This window comes from Sporolactobacillus laevolacticus DSM 442 (assembly GCF_000497245.1).
GTDB classification, from domain to species: domain Bacteria; phylum Bacillota; class Bacilli; order Bacillales; family Sporolactobacillaceae; genus Sporolactobacillus; species Sporolactobacillus laevolacticus.
The window spans coordinates 95,120-119,066 of record NZ_AWTC01000001.1; the positions used below are offsets into that span (position 1 = coordinate 95,120).

Genomic DNA, 23,947 nt, shown 5'->3' on the forward strand with positions numbered 1-23,947 from the left:
CTCGATTTCACTTAGCTAATTGATGTTTGTTATATTTTTCCAAAAATTCAACAATCAATTGAATAACCGTGTCAACATCACGATCCCGGCAAATATGATGCCTTGAAAACGGAAGATAGTGCAACTCTTTTTCTTTTGATGAAACTTCTCGATAAATCAGTTTTGAACTTTTCGGATCTACGGTTTCATCCTTTTCTCCATGAATGATACAAATCGGGATAGAAATATGTTGAAAGATCCGTTTTGCATGACGGACAACCCTTTGAAATTGGAATAGATTATAAATGGGGATAAAACGGAAGAATGATCGATCATTGAGAATCATGTGCTCAGAAAATGATCGATTATTTTTATTGAGTTGAAAAAGTGTTTCCAGCCTCATCCTTAACACATGAGGCGTAAGTACATAGACTGCCGGAGAAAGTAACGCTAAGGTTGATATCTGATATCGACAGGCAACAATAGAAGCGATCATCGCGCCCATTGAAAATCCAATCAAATGAACTTCTTTATTTTTTTCAATTGCATTTTCAACAATTTTGTCAATCATTTGCAGCCAATCCATTGCAGTAATTTTCTCCATTCGTTCCTTGTTAATACTGTGCCCCGGTAACAAGGGCGTCACGACTTCGTAACCCATTCGCTCCAAGGCATGTGCTAATGGTTCCACTTCCCACGGGCTTCCGGCAAACCCATGAATAATAACACATAACTCTTGATGCATGAATATTCCTCCCTAAATTCAGGCAAAAATTACTTCGCCTCTGATTTATCTTGATCGAATAGAACTGAAGAATACACCTCTAGTCTGCCGGTGTCACCGATGGATCATACAAAAAAAGGTAAGAAAATCGAAAAAATCCTGACCGTTTCGGATACAGGCGAATAATCAGGAAATGATAATGAACAACATGGACAAGATGAGGTGATCTGATATGCCATTCATGATGACGAACGGTTGCAAACTTTATTACTCGATTGTCGGTCAGGGGATACCTATTCTCTTTATTCACCCTCCTCTTCTGACACATTTTAATTTTGAGTATCAGGTAAAGGAATTATCCTCGAGTTACCAGATTATTACTTTCGATATCCGAGGACATGGAAGAAGTTCATCTTCCCAGCAATCTTTGACTTACCCGCTGATTGCGGATGATATGAAACGGTTATTAGATCATCTCAACATTGAAAAAGCCTATATTTGCGGTTATTCAACAGGAGGCACTATTGCTCTTGAATTTCTATTGAAGTATTCTGAGCGGGCAAAGGGAGCAATACTGATCAGCGGATTGTCTGAAATCAGTGATTGGTCATTAAGAAGCAAAATTATACTTGCGAGGACTCTTATCCGATTCAAGGCGCGATCCGTTTTGGCTTTATACATTTCCGGAACCAATATGGATACACTGGCCTCATTCTGGAACATGGTTAAAGAACAACAAAATGGAAGCGCCAAAAATATTGAAGAATATTATCAGTACAGCTTGTCCTATAATTGTACTGGACAATTGGCAAACATAAAAATTCCAGTATTATTAGTCTACGGGCTAGCCGATCAGGGCTTTTTTCGCTACGCCAAGTTGCTGCATGACAAATTACCTCACAATGAATTGAAATGGATTCCGGGTGTCAAGCATCAAATTCCAACAAAAGCCGCGTCTGAGTTAAATGGTTTTATTGAGCAATTTATTAATGCGCAGCAAGAACAAAAAGAAAACGAACACTGAGCTTTCTTCGAAGGAGAATTTGACAAATTTTCGTTCTCACAAGCATTACAATATTCGGTTATTTTAATAGTCGATTAAATACTTTTTGCCATTTTGTATTCTCATAGCCCATTTGAGAATAAAATAGATGTGCTTTTTCTCTCGTCCCGCCTGATCGTACTCTAAGCTCTGAATATCCCTTTTCAATGGCCCATTTCTCACAGTGTTCAATCAGCGATTTCCCGATACCCAGACGTCTATGCCGACTATCAACAACTATTCCCCCGAGTTCAGCATATATCCCTTCTAGCAGATGTTTACCGAAGACATGTGCCCAACCACCAACCAAACCTTTCTGATCTTCGTAAACAAATAATCCATGATCCGGGTTATCTAAAATATACTGAAGTCGTTTCTTGATGTCTGTTTCTTCCACTTCATAACCAAGTTGAGAACAAAGATCGCTAAGTTTCTTAACATCAGACGTTTTGGCTATTCTAATCACGTAAACGCTCTCCTTTTCAGAGGCACATGCATTATTTTTGTATCATTGACTTATGCAAACTAAGGTTTGAATTAAATCCATTTCTCCATAAAAATTAATTCGTCTCTTTTGTACGCTTGCTTTTCATAGAAGCTCTGAACCCCTTTGTTGCTTGGTTCGATCAGTAGATTAACTTTTTCACATCCTTCTTTTCTGAAGCGTTTTTCTAGTTCTATGATCATTGCTTGCCCTATTTTTCTCCCCTGATATTCCGGATCAACCGCCAAATGATTTATCCATCCTCTTCTTCCGTCGTAGCTTCCCATCACCACACCGATGATTTGATGATCTTCCTCCGCAACAAAGAATAACTCAGAATCTCTCTTTAATTTTTTCTTCAATCCTTCAGAAGTGTCTGAAGGTGACAGAATTAATCCGGCTTTTCTCCATAAAGAAATAACTGAATCAAAATCATTCAATGTAAACGTTCGAAATTTCATAATAAAATCCTCCAATAATAAAATGTTTAGATGCATTTGTGATCATAGAAATTCTGACATATCTAACACTTTCTTCGAGTTTGTCAGAGTATTCACAGCTTTACCTTTTAGTCAAATGTGCTCAGTTATTAATGCCTGCTGAATGGCCCAAGCTTGCTGCTCTCGGACCATAAGCGTTTCAAGTGAACGGTCACTATTCACCCATTCGAAAAAGTGATCGGTTTCTACTGGCTGCTGAACTTTCTCCATCAAGGAAACAGCATAGAAATAGCCATCATTCATCAAAGGCCTTCCATCTCTTGAAATAAGATATTGTAGCGCGTGTCCTATGTATCTTATATTTTTAAACGTATAGCCAACTTCTTCAAGAATTTCCCGACGCAGGCATTGTTCATCTGTTTCTCCTTCTTCCATGCCACCTCCAAGTAAAAAATAATTATGATTTACCCGGATTAAACCCAGTCTCATCCTGGAGTGATTCTCAAAAACTACTGCGTAGGCACCTTTTCGTTTTTTATAAGTCAAGTTCTCCAATTTTGATCCAAAAGTCGGAATGGGCACCCGACATCACCTTCAATTTATCTGTTTCGAAATTTCGCTCAGCCTTGTGTATACAAATTACTTTTTCTTTTATTCCCCTGATTTAAAAGGCAACATCAAAAATAAACTTACCAGCATATGGTCAGTTTATTTACAAATCCATATGAACAGATATAATGGCATTAATCTAATTATAGCAAAAAGGACAGCTTTTCTGTCTTTAACTCAAGAAGGAGGATAAAATTGCTGACTAGTGATCAGATTTATCTGAAACCATTTACGTTAACAGACGTTGAGCATTTGCTGCAATTACAAGTAACTAATAAGGATTTTTTTGAACAATTTTCTATGACACGCACTATAAATTATTACTCTATTGAATACCAAACGCGTTTAATCCAAAGATGGAAACAAAAAGCAGAACAGGATTCTGAATATCAATTCGGCATTTTTCGAAATGAGGATCATGCATTATTGGGAACCATCAATCTTTTTCAAGTTCAAAGAGGACCTCTGCAAAGTGCTTTTATCGGCTATTTTTTAGATAAAACGCAGAATGGTAAAGGGTATATGACCGAAGCCGTCCATTTGATCGTCGATTATGCATTCAACCGGCTTCATCTACATCGAATTGAGGCGGGAGTGATGCCGCATAACACAGGATCCAATCGTGTTTTAGAGAAGACCGGCTTTCAAAAAGAAGGATTGGCACGGAAAAATGTAAAGATTAATAATCGCTGGGAGGACCACATCACGCTGGCGATCATAAATCCTAACGAAATATGATTCTACTTACACCTTCTTCTTCATAAGCACAACTTCAATATCAATACCTTCTGGCTTATGAACAACTTCCTGATCAAAGACCTGATAACCAATTGATTGATAGAGATGTACGTTTCTGATTACACTTTTGCGTACCCTACACACGATAGAATGTCTATTATTATCTTTTGCAACTTTTTCAAGTTCTTGCAAAATTCTTTTTGCAACACCCTGACCCTGTCTTTCAGGGATTACTGAAAGCCGGAAAAAATAAAGAACATCATTCCTCACTCGAAAACGTACCATTCCAACTGGGATTGTTTCGTCAAATGCAATCAGCGCCTGTTCCCCATTTTCCAACGCCACTTCAATTAATGCCGTTGATTCCTGCATCGCGCTAGATGGCACCTTCGAATTCTGGTATTCAGTAAAGGCTTGAACCATCAGGTTGCGAATCAATTCAGAATCGGAATGATCTGCAAATCTAAAATGAATCATGATTTCCTCCATAAAAAGAATCTATATTACGATTGAATTGGAACCGTCCGACTCAGCTCTTCATTATGAACCTTACACAGGCCTTATTATTTCAAAGGTTTCACCCAATTTTGCATAGGCACTTCCGGCTAGTCTGCTAACCGGTTTTAACCCAGCAGCATTGATTCGTCCTTTCTTGTATAAATCTTCCCTAATATGATAATAAACGACCCGCCCAATTAATAAGTCACAAGAAGGATTGCCATCCGTCCCACCTAGTTCTATTGCTCGCTCAAGCACGCATTCCAGTCGAATGTTCGCTTCTTTTACCCCTTGAACACTGACCTTGATACTGTTGACAGGGGTTAGTCCAGAATCTTCAACCTCACTTTCATTTGATGGCAATGGCTTTGCCGTGTTATTTATTTGATCAATATAGCTTTCATCAGAAATGTGGACAACGAATTCACCTTTTTCAACCGCATTTCTCGATGTATCTTTCATCGCTCCGTTTAATCGTTGCACGGATACGGAGATCATTGGCGGTTCATCAGTAATGATATTGAAGTAACTAAATGGTGCTGCATTTAATATACCTTCTGATGACTGCGTTGTTACGAAGGCTACCGGTCTCGGAATAATGCTGCCTGATAAAAACTTATAATTTTCCCGCCCAGGTAGTGCGTTTGGATCAATGCTTATCAAAATTTAGCCCCCTGTTCTGCTCTCAAACAAATTAGTTTCCACTTCAATGATTCAATCTTCTTAAAAACAGTATAACCTCATTCAGAAAATAGCTGTTAGCAATATTGCGCATCACTCAACGAACCGTCTACTTTGATTCATAAGATTCTTTTGTTTTTTTATAAATTCATAGCAGATCGCTAACAAGAGAAATGCACTGCCGCTGATCACCATTCCCACAGCACCCACTATGTGATAAGCTTGACTGCCAACCCAAGAACCAATTGAACCGCCTAGATAATAGCCAACCATGAATAGTGCGTTTAATCTACTGTGTTTGCCGGGATCGAGTTGGTACAGCCTTCCTTGATTCAAAGACATGTTCATACGTGAACCGACATCAAGAAAGAAAGTTACAAGAATAAGCAGCGGCAAAGAACGCCAACCAAATCCGAAAAACACGAAGGATAGGACCATCACAAGCAATGCGGTTATGTTCCACCCTCGGACGTTCGGACGATTTGACAGTTTGCCTGTAAACCCTGCTGCTAACGCACCCGCAATTCCAACAAATCCAAAAGTACCTGTCATGCCGCTTCCAAAGTGATAGGGCTCCCCATTTAACAAGAGCGCAAGGGGCACCCAGAAAACGTTAAAAGCAGCAAATGCTGCAGACCCAAGCACTAACGTCTCTCTAAGAATGGGCTCCTTCTTGATGAGTGGCAACAACGAGCCAATAATTTCCTTGTAGGATGCCTGCTTCGGCGCCTGGTCTTCTGGCAGCCGCCAGAAAAGATAACTCGCAATACAGATTAAAATGAACGCTGCTGTCCAATGTACGGCATGCCATCCAAAAAGTTGGCCAATCCACCCGCCGAAAACACGCCCAACAAGCACCCCCATAAAAATCCCCGTCAATAAATGTCCGATTAGCTTTCCTCTCTGCTCAAGCAACGCATTTGAAGCAACAAAAGGGACAATCAATTGTGCTGAGACTGTACTGAATCCCAGCAAAAATCCGATCACTAATAATAATTGAAAAGAAGACACCCATGTCATTAGGACAAGCCACACCGCAGACAATAACATACTCCCTAATATCAGAATTCTTCTGTTGAACCGATCTCCTAACGGGACAACAAAAAGAAGGCCAAGTGTATACCCTATTTGAATCACAGATAATAAGAGTCCTGCTTCGCTCGCCTGAATGGAAAAATGCTTGACAATATCAGAGAGCAACACCTGATCGTAAAATAAATTAGCTACTGCAGCGGCGCAAGTTAATGCAAGAATGTTTTGTAATCCTGTTGAAAATCTATTATTCTTATTAATTGTTTCATTCACCATCGCCAACTCCTTCTTTATTCGACAAGATATAAGGTATAATAATATCCTGCACGCAAGAAGAGCGTTCGTTATCCTAGGATTGATAATCCTATGAAAGAAGGTCATCAGGTGAAGAAAAACGAAGGAAAGTATTACGCGCTAGGTCAATTTTTAAAGAAAAAGCGAGCATCCCTTTCACCTGAACAAGCCGGTTTAAAAGAAGGTTTCCGTCGACGGGTTGAGGGACTAAGACGTGAAGAAGTTGCTGATTTGGCGGGGCTCAGTGTTGACTGGTATACACGTTTGGAACAGGGGCGAACGGTACACCCGTCGGCAGACGTCTTATTGTCTCTGAGTCTTGTTCTTCAGTTAAATAATAAAGAACGTGCCTATCTCTTTTCATTAGCAGATCAAAGAATCCCAGATGAACACACTGGAGAACTTATCATCAGTGACGGCATGCAGCATTTCTTGGACGCACAGCAGCCCCACCCCGCTTATATTACCGACCAAAGATGGAACATGATTGCGTGGAATCAAGCAACTTTGAAAATATTTGGTAATTACCCCAAAATGTCAGGGCTCGATCGGAACACCGTATGGCGTGCCTTCACTGATCCGTATATGCAAGAACTGCTTGATGATTGGCAAGGTCATGCAAAGCGGCGCGTAAGCCAGCTCAGAATGGCCTTTAGCAAAACGTCAAATAATTCAGATCTGAACACGTTTATCCATCAATTGCAGGAAGCAAGTTCATTATTTGATTCGTGGTGGAATGATCAAACGATCTGTGGAACACCCGAAGGCAAAAAGCTATTGCATCATCCAATTGTCGGCGATATTCGCCTTAATTACTTATCTTTTCAATCCGAAGAATTGCCTGGTGCAACAATTACAATTCATCTTGCAGGAGATCATGCCTCTCTAACAAAACTGCAGACCCTCCAATCGTGAAAGTAAGGTGATACTTGGAGTAACAACAACAGACGTGTTTGCGTACAATTAGAAAGCTTTCGTTTTACAACTACAAAGCTCAACCTAATTGAATTAATCAGCCGTATTCTTCATAAATTTAATTGTTGTCTGAAGATGGATAGTGCATGAAATTGAACAGTCCGGATTTTAAATATGAACTGGAGAGAGCATATTATTGAGCGTTCCATGCATATCTTTAGATTCAGGATGGATCTCTTCTTCACATGACAATCCAGTTGTATTCTGTTCCAGTGATCATAGATTCGAATCCATAATTCATTCGTCATTGAATGCAAGTCTAGATGAAGAAGGAGCGATGGCTGTGTTGATTCATGTTGTGCAGAGTGGAGAATCGCTATGGCAAATTACAAACTATTACCACGTATCTGCAATTGTGGTTGCAGCCATAAACGGGTTGTCCGACTCAAACCGACTCGTGATTGGCCAGGCATTAGTTGTTCCTATTCCAGAAGTACCACCCTACGCGGGACCCAAGCCAACACTTGAAGTCAATGCCTATACATACCAATCTGATTCTGTTGACGCATTAACAATTCTTCAACTAGGCTATCTGCTTACTTCGGTTATTCCATTTGCCTACCATGTCACAGCAAACGGAACCTTGGATTTGTTAGATGATCAGGCAAGATTATCTGCTGCTTTTGCGCAAAACGTCCTACCAACCATGGCGATTAATAACTTCTCTGCAACTGAATCCGGATCAGACTTATTGCATCGCGTACTCAACACTCCGGAATATCGTGAAAATTTACTGTCGGACATTGTTCGGATCATGCAGGAGAAAGGATATCGAGGATTAAATGTTGATTTCGAGAATGTTCTGCCTGCTGATCGCGAACAATACAATCAATTTCTTCAGCAGGCAGCTGATCGCCTGCATCCTCTGGGTTTCTTACTCTCTACTGCAGTGATGCCGAAAACGGGTGCTACACAGCCTTTTGCATCGTATGAAGCCTATGATTACGAGGCTCACGGTCGAATTGTTGATTTTGTTGTGCTGATGACCTATGAATGGGGCTTCCGTCTCGGCCCGCCACAGGCGATCTCACCTGTTGATAAAATGAGAGAGGTCGTTCAATACGCTTTATCGGTCATACCGGCAAATAAAATTTCCCTAGGATTTGAAACATACGCTCGTGACTGGTTGCTCCCTCATGTTGAGGGCCGGGAGGCTGAAACATTTAGTCCGAAGGAAGCTGTCGACCGGGCCATTAAATACGGGGCTGCAATTCAGTATGATCAACAAGCGCAATCACCCTATTATCGCTATGTCGATGAACAAGGTCGCAGTCATGAAGTTTGGTTTGAAGATGCACGAAGCGCACAAGCAAAATTTGACTTGGTCAAAGAATTCAAGCTCCGCGGTCTCAGCTATTGGGCACTCGGCTATCCATATCCGCAAAACTGGGCGCTGCTCGAAAACAATTTTACTATTCGCAAGTGGCGAACGTAAAGCAGCCTCTATTTTATAGTATTTAAGACAGAGCGAGAATGATAGTAGGTAATGTAACTCAGCAGTCATAGCCTTTGACATCCTGCTCTCGTTTCAATGGATTAATTTCATAATTTCTGCTAAAAGCAGCTGGCTGACTAAATCATGTAGTTCCCCTGCCCAGACAGACTCCCTCATTTAAATTCGATATCGACAACTGGCGGTAACATATATTCTATTTTAGGGACTGTATGAATGAAGTTTTCGGCCTGCGCTTCTCCAGAACTATCATAACTAAAAAAATGATAAGCACCAATCCGCAAAGAAGTTTTGGAAGCGTTTTTCCAATTATATGAAAATCGCTTATCCTGGGAAGTACTACCCTCGGTCGCTTTAATATATGCAAATTGGATCTTTTGCCTAGATAAAACATCCCATAAAATCTTTCCTTGATATGCTGAAACATCTACTCCTCGTACAGGATAAACCTCTTTTGACGGGTGATTAAACAAGATCACGCCATTGACTAGGAGTAAACAAACAATAAACACTGCTGATATAACAAAAGCAGTAACCGCTAAAACTATTTTTTTCTTCATAGAATCATTCCCTAGTAAATTATGAATTAAAATGTATAGTCCATTATTTATAATTCCGTGACCTTTACCCTATTTTCGTGAATATAGTATACGCTTTGATTTTGTCGTGTCGAATCATGCTAGGATAAGACAACCAAAAAGAGAGGGGAAGTATAATGAAAAAACAATTCTGGATCAAAATTGTTTCTGCAGTATTGACACTAGTTTTTATTTTTAGCTTTGCATCTCAATCATTTGCAAAAAGCGACTCTTTTTTCAGATCAAATCAGAGCAATCTTGGGGTTTACTATGAACTGTTTGTTAACTCTTTTTATGATTCCAATCACGATGGGCATGGCGATTTAAATGGGATCACCCAGAAACTGGATTATCTGAATGACGGACACAAAAACAGTAAGACAGACCTTGGTGTCAATGCCATCTGGTTGATGCCGATCTATCCATCACCGACTTATCATAAGTATGATACAACAGATTTCTATAATGTGGATCCACAATATGGAACTCTGAGCGATTTCCGCCGACTGGCACGAGAAGCACATGAACGTGGTGTGAAAGTAATTTTGGACATCGCTCTGAATCATACGAGCAATCAGAATCCATGGTTCCTGGCTGCAGAAAATGACAAGAACAGTCCATACAGAGATTACTATATCTGGGCGGACAAGAATACAGACATCAATGAAAAAGGGCCATGGGGTCAGCAAGTCTGGCATGAAACTCATCCAGGTTCAGGCGACTACTATTACGGAGTCTTTGACAAGGCTATGCCCGATTTGAATTATGATAATCCGAAGGTTCGGGAAGAAGCCATTAACATCGGCAAGTTCTGGCTGAATCAGGGGGCTGACGGATTCCGGTTGGATGCGGCGATGCACATCTACACCGGGGATACGGAAAAAAATGTCGCCTGGTGGGATGAATTCAGTCAAGCCCTTAAGAAAACAGATCCGAAAGTTTATCTGGTAGGAGAAGTCTGGGACCGTCCAAACAACATCGCACCTTATTATCAGGCACTGAACTCGAATTTCAACTTTGATCTTGCCGGTAAGATATTGGATGCAGTCCAGAGTGGTGAAAATAACGGACTCGTTGCTTTTGAAATGAGTGCCCTTTCCCAATATCAGAGTGTAAACGCAAATGCAATTGACGCACCATTTTTAACAAATCATGATCAACCTCGAACGATGTCGCTTCTTAACGGTAACGTGGATAAAGCAAAGCTTTCGGCGTCGGTTCTCCTGACTATGCCAGGTAATCCATATATTTATTATGGTGAAGAAATTGGGATGCTTGGAGCAGGCCCGGATGAGTTCAAGCGTGAACCTTTCCGCTGGTATCCTGGTGATGGAGAAGGTCAGACAACTTGGGAAACGCCGCAATATAACGTTGGCCCAAATGCAGTTTCTGTTCAATCTGAAGATCTTGATCCGAATTCGCTTCTCAATCGTTACCGTGAACTGATCCATCTCCGTAATTCAAATCCAGCTCTGGTTTCAGGGGATATTAAGGACTTTCAGACCGGAGACAGCAGAGTTCTGGGTTATACAAGAAATGATCAGAAAGACTCGGTACTTGTTCTAAATAACCTATCCGATCAAACGGTCACGATCACTGTCGATAAAGAAGCTTTTAAAACACATAAAGTACTCTTCTCCACCTTTTCACATGAGAATGTTAAGAGGGGCCATGGGACAATCAAGATTACGTTACCGTCCTATTCAACCATTCTCTTAAAGTGAATAATAAGCAATAGATAAAGGGGCTTCACAGGATAAACTACTACTCCTGTGAAGTCCCTTTTTGTAGTAGAATTTATTTAAAGAACAGATAAAACGATGTCTGATTCACTGCGAAATGAGGTAGATTAATGAAAGTACTGCTTGCTGAAGATGACCTGCGTCTTGGAAAATTAATTATGAAAATGTTAAAGAAAGAACAATTCGCTGCTGACTGGGTCGACAATGGAGAAACCGCATACGACCAAGCCCTTACCGGGGATTATGATGTGATCATCCTCGATTGGATGCTTCCTGAAAAGGACGGGATTGAAGTCAGCAGATTATTGAGGAAAGAAGGATACAGTGGAGCCATACTTATGCTCACAGCACGAGATGCCCTTGAAGATCGCGTTCAAGGACTTGATTCTGGAGCAGATGACTATATGATGAAGCCATTTGCTTTTGAAGAACTTTTTGCACGTCTCCGATCTCTTTACCGGAGGAACTTTTTCCCGGTCGATCAAAATGTGATCCGAACCCACGACCTAACCATTGACTTGACGAATCATTTGATTAAAAAAAATGACGAACTGCTCAGCCTAACTTCTCGAGAATACCAGCTGCTTGTTTATTTTGTTAAAAACACTGGTAGGATTCTTTCTAAAGAAATGATTATGTCGAGAGTTTGGGAAGAGAGCAGTGACGTCACGTTTAATACCATGGAAGCCTTTGTGAAGCTATTAAGAAAGAAACTTGGTCAGTCCAAGCAAAGCAGTTATATTAAAACAATCCGCGGTTTGGGCTATATGTGGGTGGATGAACATGTTTAAAACGCTGCAAAGAAAACTGACACTGACCTACAGTCTGTGGTTTTTCCTTACCCTTGCTGCTCTTTTTATTGTTCTCTTTTTTGTATTTAAAAGCATGATCTATCAGTCTGTCAGTTGGCAAGTTGAGGATGTTGCGCGTGACCAGGCAATAGAGTTTGCCGAACGGCATCACCTTGAGGGCAGCCATTTCAAACATTCTCTTTATTTGTCGGCTTTTCTTTCAGAAAATGGAGAAGATGTTGTCTATAGAGGCACAATGCCCAATCCACTTCGCCATGAATTTATTGAACGCGTGGCAAAAAAAGAGAACTGGGGTCTAACAAAGGTTACATCCATAAATGGTGAAAAAAATTACATGGTCTATGCAATGGAGCCGGTTGTCGCGAAGGGACATCGAATTGGCTATATTGTCATTGCTAAAGGCATTAGAGGCGCTCATGAACTCATCGAACGATGGTTCATACTACTTTTTGTACTAAGTCTTATTGCTGGCTCATTATCGATTATGATTGCACATTTTCTTGCGCGACGAGCTGTTCTTCCAGTGAAACACAACTATGAGAAACAAAGAACTTTTGTTGCTGATGCGAGTCATGAAATGCGGACCCCCCTTAGCGTGTTTTCTGCCGGACTTGAATATCTTGAAGCAGAAGAAAGCGAGCGTTTGTCCGAATCATCAAAAGAAACACTCACCGATCTAAAAGAGGAAGTCAGTGAAATGAATACACTGATTAGCCATTTACTCACTCTTGCAAAAGCCGATCGTGATGGAATAGCCGTACAACGGTCGGATATAGAAGGAATCAAAATGATCCATTCTTTTGCCACATATTATCACCAAAAAGCAGTACTTGAAGAGAAAAAATTCGATTTTGATTTGCCTCAACATGAACTTAAGCTCCATGCCAATCCGGTTGAAATCAAGCAACTATTTACTATTTTTCTGGACAATGCATTTAAGTATACAAAAGCTGGAGATCAGATCTTTCTACGCGTGTGGGCAGATGAAAAAAATCACTGCTTCTGCTTTTCTACCAAAGACACGGGAATTGGTATTGCTGAGAACGAGCAAAAACATATTTATGAGCGTTTTTATCGAGTAGAAAAAGGAAGAGCAAGGAAGAGCGGCGGGAACGGACTGGGGCTGTCGATTGCACGGGAAATTATTGACGCGTACAGCGGTTCAATAGTACTTGAGAGTAAACTAAACAAAGGCACTACTTTTCAAATCACGTTGCCGATACTCAAGAATTCGAATTAATTCAGTTCATTTTCAGTTTTCTTCTTTACTATTTGTTTATAAAAAGGAGACGATTGATATGTTCGGAACACCACTTCACCCTTTACTTGTTCATTTTCCTATCGCTTTATTGATTTTCGGTACAATCCTGCAAATTGTTGCACTATGGAAGAAAGATTTTTTTGACAAGGCAGCCTTGCTCCTTCTTTCCGTGGGTTTCCTCTCAGGAATTGCAGCTTATCTATCCGGTGATGGAGCTGAAGAATTTGCAGCTGCACACTGGGGCAACGCTTACCGTTCAGTTGTAGAAATCCATCAATTCTATGCAACGGTGACACTGCTTCTTTTCGGAGCAGCTATCGGATTGAGGATTCTTTTCCATTTTTTCCAGAAAAAGATTTTGATCCCATTGGTTCTTATCTTTTGTATTTTCGGATCAATAACACTTGCATTAACCGGACATTATGGAGGTCAAATGGTCTATATCCAAAAACATGCCGGATCCACCTATTCCCTCAACAAAAGGTAACACATATGATGAATTTCCAACTGTTAAGTAAAGAGTGAAAATAATAAAACAGTAATCTAGCGGCTTTAGCTCTGTATTCCATAGGGCTAAGGTCGTTTAGTCTTTTTTTGGTATCTTTCATGATCATAAAAATTTTAAGTACTCATTTACCTTCACCGAAAGTTTTTCGAACGTCCTTATTTCTAATTTGATTATTGTTTCCGGTAAGCTTTTTGTTTCGCCATACTCTATCGTCAGAGAACCGATTTGCTTGGGATTCCATACAGCCTCACAATCTCATATCTTAAGAATATTCCTCCGAAAGAAAACCGCCCCATAACTGCTTCTTTAAGTTCTTTTGACTATGGTTTCTAGGCTTTAGAATGTTTCAAACCTATCTAAGATCGTGTTTTTTATTTAAGCAAGCAAAATTTCTTACTGTCTAGAATACAATTACCTAAACATAAGAAAACTCCCCCAAAGACAAAACAGATTTTGATGTTTACATCTGTCTATCTTAAGGGGAGTATATCATCATAATGGAGCAGCTTTTCTTAGTTTTTCTAATTCATTGTTCACAAACTGCAGTGTTCAAAGGCTCGTGTCAGTTCACGTTCATCACTTTACGCCGAGTACTGCTGTGCTGATCCAGTTTCGAATGAATAGCTTTCAAGCTATTTGCGGCAAATAATCCTACAAGCAAGAAGGATAACTTACTTAGATAGAGATAAGCTGCTCCGCTGATTAAGGCTGCAAGTAAGCCGAAAATCACTTGCTCACGATATTTTGCCGGTGATGTCGGTGGATCAGTCAGCATAAAGAAGGACATAAATAACGCTGCATCTATATATGGTGCCCGGAGTGCATCACCTGCTCCAGCTACATTAAGAATTCCCAAGATCAGAAAGAACATCATATAGGTACCAAGAAAAGAAAATACGAGCGGCAGTTTGTTAATTCTGTTTACTATAATAAAGCCACCTGCAAGCAGAATAACCGTCATCCACACAGGTGTCATGGACAAACCACTCCACCAGCTCTCCCCTGTCGAGAACAAGGTTGCACTGATGAACAGCCCTACCGCAGCAGGATTAAACAAAGGCTTTCGTTTATCCTTAAGGATATGCTTTGAAAGCAACGCAACGATTGTGGTGAACATGACGAAGTACCAAGGTACCGCAGGGCTAAGGACGCCTCCTATAATGAGCCCAGTGATTAGGGCACCATCAGAAAAACGTAATGGGCGACTCATTACATAGGCGACAACATAGTCAAGAAGTACACCTGTTACCATCGCTAAAACGATATTTTTAATTCCCGACAAACCCGTTGGATAAAACGTGCCGACATAAGACAAGATAGCCAGGATGATAAAAACAATTCCTTTTGGTGATTTAATAAACTTTTGAAATGACGACTTTTTCTGCTTCTTCGGCGCGCGATTCGCTCTTCCCATTCTTGTTTCAGGTTCGTTTCTGTATTCTCGACGGATGGTCGTATCTATTCGGTCCATGATACATTCTCCTTAAAATTTTTTGTGTAATAGCGTTCTGATGAGTGGGTGAGCATCAGACAGTCCAGCTGCATTTCTTCCATCTTCTTAATTCCTTTGTCAGTACCCATTACAGATGCAGCCGTTGAAAACGCATCTGCAAGCATCGTGAAAGGAGAAATAACCGTACAGCTTGACAGCTCGCGAGGAGATTTATGCCTGAGGGGATTAAGTAGATGGTTCTCCCCTGGAGTAATCGTACTTGGGCGTTCATAATCGCCTGATGTACAAATTGCCTCATCGGATAACTGCACAAAACCGATCCATGTTTCTCGATTTGATGGGTTTCTAATGCCAATCTTCCACGGTTCATTTTGTTCGTTATGTCCGCTTGCGTAGATATCTCCGCCTGCATTAATTATGAAATTATTGAAACCTGCATCTCGCATGGTTTTCACCGCAAGATCAACAGCCATTCCCTTAACAACCGCATTCAGATCAATTACCATAGGCTTTTTTAAGTAAATCCCCATTTTCTCATCGATCATGGATATATCTTTATAACTTACATTCGAAGTTTCTACGAAAGTAGAACACATTCTCGCACCAGACAAATAGTTACTGTTAAATCCTCGTTGCTCCATAATCCTGCCAATGGTTGGATCAAATGCTCCTCCTGTTTCTTCCGCTGTTTCAACAGCAAACTTAATGGCCTGATATAAAATCGAAGAAACGCTGACCATCTCACCGGCACGTTGGCAAAGATGCATCAGTTCACTGTCTTGATCAAAGCGACTGCATATACGCTCTATTTGATAAAAGTTGCGGACCGCTTCCTTAATGACATCATCGATCTGTTCTTCCTGATCCGAAACAACCTTTATCGTTACTGTCGTGTCCATGCAAATAAACATTCGTGTATCGATCATCTTGGTATCAGAACACCTCCTCATTCACCTGTTTCTTCATCAATCCGTAAAATAATCAAGCCTTTGCCTTGCTTAATGCCTCCATGACTGCTGTTTTAAAGTTATCTGTACTTTCAGTCGCTCCCGATACATTATCTACATTCGAGCTCTGACGTGAGACAACCTGCTGAGGAAGATGATCAATCAAGTTTTCCGGATATGATGTTGTACAGTCGGTAATTTGAACACGTTCAATCTTTCCTTTTTGGATCGTAACACTTACCGAAACCGAACCAATTCGGTTCATCCCTTGTCCTGCATAACTTCCGTCCTTGTACATTGACTGAGTTTGACTTGAACTGCCGCTCTGATTATCTTGTTTTTTTGTACTGCCTTGATTAGCCTGGCTATTTGAACTATGTTGATCATTTTGGCTCTTTGATCCTTTGTCCAGAGGATGCAATTGTATTTGTTGTGCTGCTGCTGATACTGGAGCAGCTTTTGGTTCCGTAACTACATATCCTGCTGCATAGGTGATACTGATCGCTGCAGTGCATAATGCCATCCATTTTGGGCTGATCTTGCTCATCAAAAGTCCTCCTATTCGTTAAGTAAATACTTTTTTAGTTAAGTTAGGTTCGATTCAATACATACTCTACTATTAGAAACTGAATTTTTGCTGAAAAAAATTTTTGATAGTGTCTCTTATTATACTAAAAAAAGCGTCCATCAAATAATTCAGATGAACGCTTTAAATCCTGTTTGTTTTTTTTTTAATAAATGATTACCGGTTCGTTTTGTTCAAGATTGTCATAGACGGTTTTCATCACAGCTGGAGGCGTGTTCACACAACCTCCTGATCCTTGCGTCAGGTACGCGTCGCTCTTCCAGTTCCGACGCCAACTCGCATCATGAAATCCGCAACCGCTATTCGTAAACGGTGCCCAATAATTGACCTTAACTGAATAATGAGGATTGCCCGCTTCACTGCCTTCAAGTGTTGATGGAGACTGCTTATACATAATGTACCATAATCCTACTGGAGTATCTTCATTTGTATTATGCCTTCCGGTCACGACATTTGTTGTTGCCTTCAACTGTCCGTTTTTATAAATCCAGATTCGCTGTTCCTTAATCGACACTTCAGCATATGTGTTGCCTATACCATGGTTTGTCGTATTATGGTAGCCAATTCCATATGTGCTGTAGCCGATTCCATAGACATTATAAGCTTTTAGTGAAGCTTTTCCTTTCTCAAATGCATCCCGAATACGTTTGGTTTCTTTGCTGACATTAAGTGCCCATCCATAGGATTGGCCCTGGACAGAAATGATTGATCCTGAATGCGTCTTAAAGGTGTACTTTTTATTTAAAGTAGACTGATTGCGATTAATATCGGCTATCTTGTTCTTAAGATCGCCCATATCAATGTCCACTTTCATAGATTTTGACACTGCTGCATTTTTAAGGAGCTCGCTCGCTTTCAAAGAATAAGTCTTGTTTTGAACCTTATAGTCGACTGTCCGTGTAACAAGTTCCTTCAGGATGTTCTTTTCCTTTTCCACGGTTTGGCTGTTTGATTTAATCGGTAATAAGCGTATCGCTTTTAAATGAATTTCACTATTGTATTCTTGGCGATCATAATCCTGTATTAATTCGCCCGTATCATACTTTTGCCCATTCTCGCTTTTAGAGACCTTGATCTGGCCTTTATCCAAATAGGCATAGGCATCTTTTGGTGCTTTCAAATTCTTGTTCAATGCATTTATTCGTTTCAATACGTCTTTCTTAAGTATTTTTGCCCGATATTGATCCAACTCTTTTGGCATTAGTGCATAGTTTTTTGATTGCAAAGAAGGAAACCACGTCCACTGCTTCTTGAATAATTGGTTCACTTCGGGCAGATCTTGTTTTGAGAATTTCGCTTTTGTGTTCTTCCCATCGAAGATTTGCTCTTTCCCAATATACACGTCATTTTTTAACGTCTGTTCTTTTAATTTTTTTAGCGCTTGTTCTGTTGTCAATCTGCCGACCTGTATGCCATTTATGCTCACATGTGCATTAAACCGGGTCGCCTGAAAATAACTCATAATAGCAATAATTAATGCTGCTATAAGAATGACACTGCTTATAACGATCACGTATACCTTACGAATGATGATTCACCTCAGACTTAATGGTTTTACTATTATACAATTAATATTACAAAGATGTTTCAAATATTAATAGTTAAATATAAAATAAATGAATTGACCACGATTAACAACCCTAAACGCAATGATTCATAATTTTTTTCATCTTATGAAAATATATTTCGTTCCATCCTCCAATCAATCTCTTTTTCGAGAAGATAATGGATCATATGGATCGGATCACAAAATAATACTCTTGATTTTTGTGCGCTTTATCATTGTAAAAATGAGCAGAGAAGGAGTAAAAAAGCTGACAGAATCAGCTAAGCGCATTGTTAGACGCACCTATTTTGGAATGCTAAACTAATGGGGATGAAGGAGGAGGAGAATTCAGTGACATCTATTCCAGAAATCACGCTGAACGACGGGATAAAACTTCCAGCTGTAGGGTTTGGTACATACAAGCTAAACGGAGCTTCAGGAGTAAACACGATTGTCGGCGCTATTGACACAGGTTATCGCTTACTAGATTCAGCCTTTAATTATGAAAATGAAGGAGCACTTGGTGAGGCCATCCGGCGCAGCTCAGTACCGCGTGAACAATTAATTGTGACGTCAAAGCTGCCCGGAAGACATCATAAATATGATGAGGCTTTAGCAACAATTCAAGAATCGCTGTTCCGTTCGGGCTTGGATTATTATGACCTTTATCTGATTCATTGGCCAAATCCAAGCAAGGATTTATACGTTGAAGCCTGGCAGGCTTTGATTGATGCACAAAAATGGGGCTTAATACGTTCTATAGGCGTCTGCAACTTCTTACCGGAGCATTTGGAGCGCTTGATCTCAGAAACCGGTGTGACGCCTAGCATCAATCAGGTTGAGCTCCATCCTTATTTCTCACAGGATGAGCAGCGGGCATTTGACAAAGAGCATGGCATCGTGACCGAATCATGGAGCCCGCTTGGACGTGCCAATAAACTGTTACAAGATGCAGCCATCAAAAAAATCGCTGATGCGCATCAGAAGTCGATCCCTCAGATTATCCTGCGCTGGCATGTTCAGCTTGGCGCGTTGCCGCTGCCAAAATCATCTTCACCGAAACGTCAACTTGAGAATCTTTCATTATTTGATTTCTCACTAAGTGATGAAGAGATGCAGACGATTGGCAAGCTGAGCCATCCAGGTGGACGAACTTTCGATCAGGATCCAGCACGCTACGAAGAATTTTAACAAAAAAACACGATTCAAACCGGCTGAACTGGTAAAGGCGCCATTCGGCCGGTTTTTCATTTGTTAACACAATTGTTTTACGAACACTTTTATACAAACAAGGGTAGAACATCAGCCCTTGAAAGTTGGTTTGGTTTATCGCTTCAATAATATCCCAGTGGTAATTATATTTTATTACTGTATTGAATTTAGATTGGACATTCACCAAAAGTTCTAGTCCGCCAAATAATAGAGCTTTCAAAAATTTCCGTTCAGTATTTGACCCAAAACCTGGTAAGGCAATACTCCATAGCAATATTTCAACTTTGCGGTCACCATTTTCCATTCAATTCCTAACTTTTCTTTAACGTAATTAAATGTATGCTAACGCTTTCCGGTCATCTGCTTGTGGAACTTGCTCCATCCATCCATTTTTGATTAAAATATTTACTCCATCCTCTGCGTATAGTTGAGTTTCTGTAATAATTCGTTGATATTGTACTGCTAAATCCCTTCTCATACATGCTGCCATTCCAGCACCAAAAAAGGCTATTGCTGCAGCAACTAAAATTTGTGTATGATACATCATCAACTTGTCTGAAAATGGTGGAACAATACAATTAGTTATTTCCGATTCCAGACGCAGAGCGGAAGGTAGGTCATTCTCGTGCAAGATTGAACTGAAAACCTCAATATGTTTAAAAGTGATATCTGCACCTCTTAACATAAAATCACGAATTTCATTAGATTTTGCCACTTGACTGAAGCCAATTTGTAATGCTCTGTTAACGGTATCTTTATTTAAATTGAAGAAAATATTACTGATTTCTACAGAATTTAAAGGTCTGCGATCACCAAACCAACCGTTTAAAAAGGATTGTTTCTTAACAAACTCAACCTTATCTGGAGTTGAAATATATGGAGGTCTTTGGAAAATCCCTTTTGATAAAAGCGCTTCTATGGTCTTATTGTACAATTCGGTTGATGAACGATTACATTCAGTGTAATAATCACGAATATCTGAACGTGTCGCAGTCGTTAAAGCAACAGCATATCCAGTAAGACCGTGAATTGTCATTACATGAAGGTACTTTAACCAATAGGTATCAGAAAATAAACGTGGTGCTGTTAGGTCTACATCTTCATCCGTAAATCCGGCAGGAATAGGGAAATTTTCTTCTTTAAAGATTCCTGTAATTGTTTGGATATGAGTGTTGGCCAATTCTAAGGCGTATTCAAAAACTGTTTTTATTTGACTATCCTCAACCTCTTCCAACATATACTTAAGTACACAAATTGCCATTGTATCACTTTGGTACGAAGTCCAAAGGCTTGCCATCTCTGGTGACGTTAGGCGTATGCTGTGTTCCGTTTCATGCTTCATGTTCTCCATAAGCGCGTATTTTCCTCCATTTGTTGTTAAGCTTCATTTAGTATTATGAACATTTTCTTCATCCATACGTCTTCCAAATTATGTACAATGACTACGGAAATATCTGCCGCACAAATAGAAAGATACGCAACTAATTAAGACGTAATTTATTTCGAACCTACTGGATAATGGTAACAGTAATATCACGGTGCAGAATAGATTTACTTGCCTGTTAACGTATTGCCGTTTATATCAAACGTTTGGATGTTTTGGAGGATAACCGAGTACCGCAGACAAGAAGTGTCAGGAAATTTTATCCGAAAATCTCCTTAATTGTAATTATTATTCTTATACCCGCATGCTTTCGGCTGCTCTATGTTAATATTTCTCATACTTCGATTATAAGGATATTCATTACTTTATCATTTCATTGTCACTCATTAAAAAGGCACCGTTCCAATCTTTACCGAAATAAACAGAGGTATGGATCAAGTCAAAACTCTTGTGTAAATACGATCTAAGCCCAATAAGTTTGTCTCAGATTTTGTAATCTGTTTTGGGTTTTGTCACAAATTTTTGTCAAATAAAAAAGGATCAGACTCGATGCTGTCGAATTCATTAACCATGGTTCTCTTCTACCATCTGATCACGGTTTAAGGAGGCGAATGTTACCTGTCGTTTTTCCTTCAATATCATTTTCCTCTTTCTCATCGCTTCATCTTTCAGGCTTTTCTTCATTTATCTGATTTACTTTTCTATCTGCTCGATTTATCTTCCAGTAAAGCTTATCTTCTAGTCGTTTTTTATCCCACACCAAAGGAGTTCCTCGAATGTTGAAAACACTTCGCAAATTGATTCTTACCTCAGAACGCGGATTTACCCTAATTGAAATGATGATCGTTTTGTTAATTATTTCCATTTTATTGTTGATTGCCGTGCCAAATATGACAAAGTCCAATGCTGTTGTCACAGATAAAAGTACAGAAGCAACCGTTAAGTTGGTACAAAGCCAGGTTGCTGCTTATCAGATGGACCATGACGGCAGCTTGCCGGCGACTTTAGATGATCTTCTTACTGGAAATTATGTCAATAGCATTACCACATCCAATGGCACGGAGCTTGATTATGATACGGCAACAGGAACCGTTAGTGCTCCGTAATCAGGCAGGATTCACGCTGCTTGAAATGCTTATTGTTCTTTCAATCGCCTGTATCATTGGTCCCCTCACTTTTCTCACCTTCTCTCATTGGTCTGATGAAATCACACTAAGACACTTCACCGAAGATATTGAAGACATGATTCAAGATGCACAGATCGAAGCGATCACCCAATCTCAGCTTGTTCATATCGTTTTCAACAATCAGGACCACTATTATTATGTTTCACGCAGCAATGAAATTGAAAAGTCGGATATGAATCGCAGAATCATGATTTATAACAGCGTTGGCGAAACCACAATTACGATTAATCGGCTTGGCCATTTTTCTCAATCGGGCACCTTCACAATCTCAATGGGGAGCATTCGTTACAAATTGGTGATGCTGCTTGGACAAGGGAGGGTTTATATTGAGAAAGTTTCAGGATGAACGCGGCATATTTCTAACAGAAGCTGTTGTCTCAATCTGCATACTCACAATTGTTATTGGTATTGTCTTCCCTATTTTGATGCAAACATATCGTGAACGACAAATTTTAAAACAGAAAAATGAAGCACTCACCTATCTCCGACATCAATTATTATTATGGAAGACTGATGGGGACATCCTTTCTAAAGCTGAGCCTGCTACGGTCTTTCAGCTGGAGTGGATCGAACAAACCGACCACTCAGCATATCTACGCGTCTATTGGAACTATGCCGGGAGAACCCATTACCTGACGGGTGAAGCGAAAAAATGAGAAACCAAAATGGTTTTACCTTACTCTCCATGATGATTGCCCTCTCTATTTTGTTAATTATTGTTGGCCTGATGGTGGCTGTAACACAATTCATGACCAACCGCTTTGAGTCACGCTTAGATACGCAAAAAGAGACACGTATCTTTTTTGTCCAGACAGCAACTGAATTACACCTGTCACAAACAGTCAGCAGTTCCTCAGATCATCGCAGCCTTATCCTCAAAAAAGGAACAGAAACAATAACTTATAAAAGTGTTAGTCCTGGACGCGTCATTCGCCAGGTTAGTGGACAAGGTTATGAAATTGTTCTTCAACATGTCAAAAATGCATTTTTCCAATCCGATGGAACATACGTCTCCATTCAAGTGATCGATGAAGCCAACCATTCTTATTATTGGGACGACCGTCTCTATGTGAAGGAGAATGTAAATGCGAAGCCCTCTCCATAGCCAACGTGGATTCATCCTTCCGTTAACCATGATACTGTCTTTACTCCTCCTCGCCTTTGTTTTTCATGCTCTGCTGTTGTTATATAGCGATCGGCAATTTTTCCGCCAAGTCCATGCTCAGTTTCAACTTCAGCAGCTCCGTGAATGTGTGCTGAATGACCTTGAACAGAATATAAGAGAGAAGACATTGCCTAGTCAAGGAACATTTGTCTATCACAAAGGAACAGTTACTTTTTCTGCCACAGAAAGCGGAGGGCTGTTGAAGGTTAAATTTACACTGTCAGACAATCAGAGTAAAGAAACCGACCAAATGACTTATTCAATGGAAAGCGGAGAGCCTATAAATTGGCTCGAGCGAATAGATCCCTGATCTGAATACCCTATTTTGTCAATAAATCTTCTTTAATGCATCAAAATGAGAAAAAACGGGCAAACTATTATAAAAATTCAAAGGAGATCTCCCAATTGAAATCCGATGAATATGTTCGCTTTCTTACAGAACAGTTTGTCCGTTATATGGAAACCCCTCGTGCGGAGCGAAAAAAGGTTCGAATGGAACAAAAAGCAGCTCGTCCGCCATTTCGTAATCAGCTTTTCGGCCAAATTCCTGATGCTATCGAAAGCTATGCGTCCAGAATTACCGAGCGTCTTCACAAGCATAAGAAATAACCCGGCAA

At 40.1% G+C, this 23,947-nt stretch carries 28 protein-coding genes; 15 read left to right on the forward strand and 13 right to left on the reverse strand.

Annotated features, from left to right (window positions below; genetic code table 11):
• Positions 1–7: 7 nt before the first annotated feature.
• Positions 8–724 carry an alpha/beta hydrolase gene (locus P343_RS19840; protein WP_023508429.1) on the reverse strand — a complete coding sequence of 239 codons (717 nt, stop codon included), beginning with the start codon at positions 722–724 and terminating at the stop codon, positions 8–10.
• Positions 725–935: 211 nt separating this feature from the next.
• Between P343_RS19840 and P343_RS19845 the strand changes: the two genes are divergently transcribed.
• On the forward strand, positions 936–1,727 hold the full coding sequence (locus P343_RS19845) for an alpha/beta fold hydrolase (RefSeq protein ID WP_023508430.1): 792 nt from the start codon (positions 936–938) through the stop codon (positions 1,725–1,727).
• A gap of 58 nt (positions 1,728–1,785) precedes the next feature.
• On the opposite strand, the gene P343_RS19850 is transcribed toward P343_RS19845, so the two are convergent.
• The 3 genes from P343_RS19850 to P343_RS19860 form a co-directional block, all read right to left on the reverse strand.
• Positions 1,786–2,211, reverse strand: a complete 426-nt coding sequence (locus P343_RS19850; RefSeq protein WP_023508431.1) for a GNAT family N-acetyltransferase — start codon at positions 2,209–2,211, stop codon at positions 1,786–1,788.
• Between the two features lie 71 nt (positions 2,212–2,282).
• Positions 2,283–2,690 carry a GNAT family acetyltransferase gene (locus tag P343_RS19855; protein ID WP_023508432.1) on the reverse strand — a complete coding sequence of 136 codons (408 nt, stop codon included), beginning with the start codon at positions 2,688–2,690 and terminating at the stop codon, positions 2,283–2,285.
• A gap of 111 nt (positions 2,691–2,801) precedes the next feature.
• Positions 2,802–3,251: an NUDIX domain-containing protein gene (locus tag P343_RS19860; protein ID WP_023508433.1), complete on the reverse strand. Its 450-nt coding sequence runs from the start codon at positions 3,249–3,251 to the stop codon at positions 2,802–2,804.
• Between the two features lie 222 nt (positions 3,252–3,473).
• Between P343_RS19860 and P343_RS19865 the strand changes: the two genes are divergently transcribed.
• Positions 3,474–4,016 (forward strand): GNAT family N-acetyltransferase, encoded by a 543-nt coding sequence (locus P343_RS19865; RefSeq protein ID WP_023508434.1) that lies wholly within the window; start codon positions 3,474–3,476, stop codon positions 4,014–4,016.
• A gap of 6 nt (positions 4,017–4,022) precedes the next feature.
• Here the strand turns inward: P343_RS19865 and P343_RS0118365 are convergent, their stop codons facing one another.
• The 3 genes from P343_RS0118365 to P343_RS19875 all read right to left on the reverse strand — a co-directional run bounded on the left by P343_RS0118365 (position 4,023) and on the right by P343_RS19875 (position 6,503).
• Positions 4,023–4,493, reverse strand: coding sequence for a GNAT family N-acetyltransferase (locus P343_RS0118365; RefSeq protein ID WP_031263486.1), 471 nt, complete (start codon positions 4,491–4,493; stop codon positions 4,023–4,025).
• A gap of 72 nt (positions 4,494–4,565) precedes the next feature.
• Complete coding sequence (locus P343_RS19870; protein WP_023508435.1) at positions 4,566–5,177, reverse strand: flavin reductase family protein; 612 nt, start codon at positions 5,175–5,177, stop codon at positions 4,566–4,568.
• A gap of 111 nt (positions 5,178–5,288) precedes the next feature.
• Entirely contained in the window at positions 5,289–6,503 is a 1,215-nt protein-coding gene (locus P343_RS19875; RefSeq protein WP_023508436.1) for an MFS transporter, read from the reverse strand.
• A 108-nt stretch (positions 6,504–6,611) separates the two neighbouring features.
• Between P343_RS19875 and P343_RS19880 the strand changes: the two genes are divergently transcribed.
• On the forward strand, positions 6,612–7,436 hold the full coding sequence (locus P343_RS19880) for a helix-turn-helix transcriptional regulator (protein ID WP_031263489.1): 825 nt from the start codon (positions 6,612–6,614) through the stop codon (positions 7,434–7,436).
• Between the two features lie 337 nt (positions 7,437–7,773).
• The gene (locus P343_RS19885; protein WP_236620302.1) at positions 7,774–8,931 is read left to right on the forward strand and encodes a glycosyl hydrolase family 18 protein; all 1,158 of its coding nucleotides are present in this window, start codon (positions 7,774–7,776) and stop codon (positions 8,929–8,931) included.
• A gap of 173 nt (positions 8,932–9,104) precedes the next feature.
• Here the strand turns inward: P343_RS19885 and P343_RS19890 are convergent, their stop codons facing one another.
• Complete coding sequence (locus P343_RS19890) at positions 9,105–9,509, reverse strand: GH25 family lysozyme (protein ID WP_023508439.1); 405 nt, start codon at positions 9,507–9,509, stop codon at positions 9,105–9,107.
• 155 nt (positions 9,510–9,664) lie between these two features.
• Between P343_RS19890 and P343_RS19895 the strand changes: the two genes are divergently transcribed.
• From P343_RS19895 to P343_RS19910, 4 genes are all read left to right on the forward strand, one after another.
• The gene (locus P343_RS19895; protein WP_023508440.1) at positions 9,665–11,251 is read left to right on the forward strand and encodes an alpha-amylase family glycosyl hydrolase; all 1,587 of its coding nucleotides are present in this window, start codon (positions 9,665–9,667) and stop codon (positions 11,249–11,251) included.
• A gap of 128 nt (positions 11,252–11,379) precedes the next feature.
• Positions 11,380–12,060 carry a response regulator transcription factor gene (locus tag P343_RS19900; RefSeq protein WP_023508441.1) on the forward strand — a complete coding sequence of 227 codons (681 nt, stop codon included), beginning with the start codon at positions 11,380–11,382 and terminating at the stop codon, positions 12,058–12,060.
• Positions 12,053–13,321: a sensor histidine kinase gene (locus P343_RS19905; protein ID WP_023508442.1), complete on the forward strand. Its 1,269-nt coding sequence runs from the start codon at positions 12,053–12,055 to the stop codon at positions 13,319–13,321. Before P343_RS19900 ends, P343_RS19905 begins: the two co-directional genes overlap by 8 nt.
• 58 nt (positions 13,322–13,379) lie before the next feature.
• Positions 13,380–13,829, forward strand: a complete 450-nt coding sequence (locus P343_RS19910; protein ID WP_023508443.1) for a DUF2231 domain-containing protein — start codon at positions 13,380–13,382, stop codon at positions 13,827–13,829.
• A 583-nt stretch (positions 13,830–14,412) separates the two neighbouring features.
• On the opposite strand, the gene P343_RS19915 is transcribed toward P343_RS19910, so the two are convergent.
• The 4 genes from P343_RS19915 to P343_RS19930 all read right to left on the reverse strand — a co-directional run bounded on the left by P343_RS19915 (position 14,413) and on the right by P343_RS19930 (position 18,232).
• A complete protein-coding gene (locus tag P343_RS19915; RefSeq protein ID WP_023508444.1) occupies positions 14,413–15,321 on the reverse strand; it encodes an RnfABCDGE type electron transport complex subunit D in 909 nt (302 codons plus the stop codon).
• Positions 15,309–16,229, reverse strand: a complete 921-nt coding sequence (locus P343_RS19920) for an FAD:protein FMN transferase (RefSeq protein WP_023508445.1) — start codon at positions 16,227–16,229, stop codon at positions 15,309–15,311. The genes P343_RS19915 and P343_RS19920 overlap by 13 nt, the downstream gene beginning before the upstream one ends.
• 55 nt (positions 16,230–16,284) lie before the next feature.
• A complete protein-coding gene (locus P343_RS19925; RefSeq protein ID WP_023508446.1) occupies positions 16,285–16,797 on the reverse strand; it encodes an FMN-binding protein in 513 nt (170 codons plus the stop codon).
• Between the two features lie 184 nt (positions 16,798–16,981).
• Positions 16,982–18,232 carry a L,D-transpeptidase family protein gene (locus P343_RS19930; protein WP_031263493.1) on the reverse strand — a complete coding sequence of 417 codons (1,251 nt, stop codon included), beginning with the start codon at positions 18,230–18,232 and terminating at the stop codon, positions 16,982–16,984.
• A 480-nt stretch (positions 18,233–18,712) separates the two neighbouring features.
• On the opposite strand from P343_RS19930, the gene P343_RS19935 reads away from it, so the two are divergent.
• Positions 18,713–19,573 (forward strand): aldo/keto reductase, encoded by an 861-nt coding sequence (locus tag P343_RS19935; protein ID WP_031263494.1) that lies wholly within the window; start codon positions 18,713–18,715, stop codon positions 19,571–19,573.
• 352 nt (positions 19,574–19,925) lie between these two features.
• Here P343_RS19935 and P343_RS19940 read toward each other — a convergent pair whose 3' ends face one another.
• Positions 19,926–20,945, reverse strand: a complete 1,020-nt coding sequence (locus P343_RS19940; RefSeq protein ID WP_023508449.1) for a DUF3231 family protein — start codon at positions 20,943–20,945, stop codon at positions 19,926–19,928.
• Positions 20,946–21,754: 809 nt separating this feature from the next.
• On the opposite strand from P343_RS19940, the gene comGC reads away from it, so the two are divergent.
• The 6 genes from comGC (at position 21,755) to P343_RS19965 (ending at position 23,939) form a co-directional block, all read left to right on the forward strand.
• On the forward strand, positions 21,755–22,084 hold the full coding sequence (comGC, locus tag P343_RS19945; protein WP_023508450.1) for a competence type IV pilus major pilin ComGC: 330 nt from the start codon (positions 21,755–21,757) through the stop codon (positions 22,082–22,084).
• Complete coding sequence (comGD, locus tag P343_RS19950) at positions 22,050–22,511, forward strand: competence type IV pilus minor pilin ComGD (protein WP_168371014.1); 462 nt, start codon at positions 22,050–22,052, stop codon at positions 22,509–22,511. The genes comGC and comGD overlap by 35 nt, the downstream gene beginning before the upstream one ends.
• The gene (locus P343_RS19955) at positions 22,492–22,821 is read left to right on the forward strand and encodes a type II secretion system protein (RefSeq protein WP_023508452.1); all 330 of its coding nucleotides are present in this window, start codon (positions 22,492–22,494) and stop codon (positions 22,819–22,821) included. The genes comGD and P343_RS19955 overlap by 20 nt, the downstream gene beginning before the upstream one ends.
• Positions 22,818–23,270: a competence type IV pilus minor pilin ComGF gene (comGF, locus tag P343_RS19960; RefSeq protein WP_023508453.1), complete on the forward strand. Its 453-nt coding sequence runs from the start codon at positions 22,818–22,820 to the stop codon at positions 23,268–23,270. The genes P343_RS19955 and comGF overlap by 4 nt, the downstream gene beginning before the upstream one ends.
• Positions 23,251–23,640, forward strand: coding sequence for a competence type IV pilus minor pilin ComGG (gene comGG / locus P343_RS0118370; protein ID WP_023508454.1), 390 nt, complete (start codon positions 23,251–23,253; stop codon positions 23,638–23,640). The genes comGF and comGG overlap by 20 nt, the downstream gene beginning before the upstream one ends.
• A gap of 95 nt (positions 23,641–23,735) precedes the next feature.
• Complete coding sequence (locus tag P343_RS19965) at positions 23,736–23,939, forward strand: YqzE family protein (RefSeq protein ID WP_023508455.1); 204 nt, start codon at positions 23,736–23,738, stop codon at positions 23,937–23,939.
• The last annotated feature ends 8 nt before the right edge of the window (positions 23,940–23,947 follow it).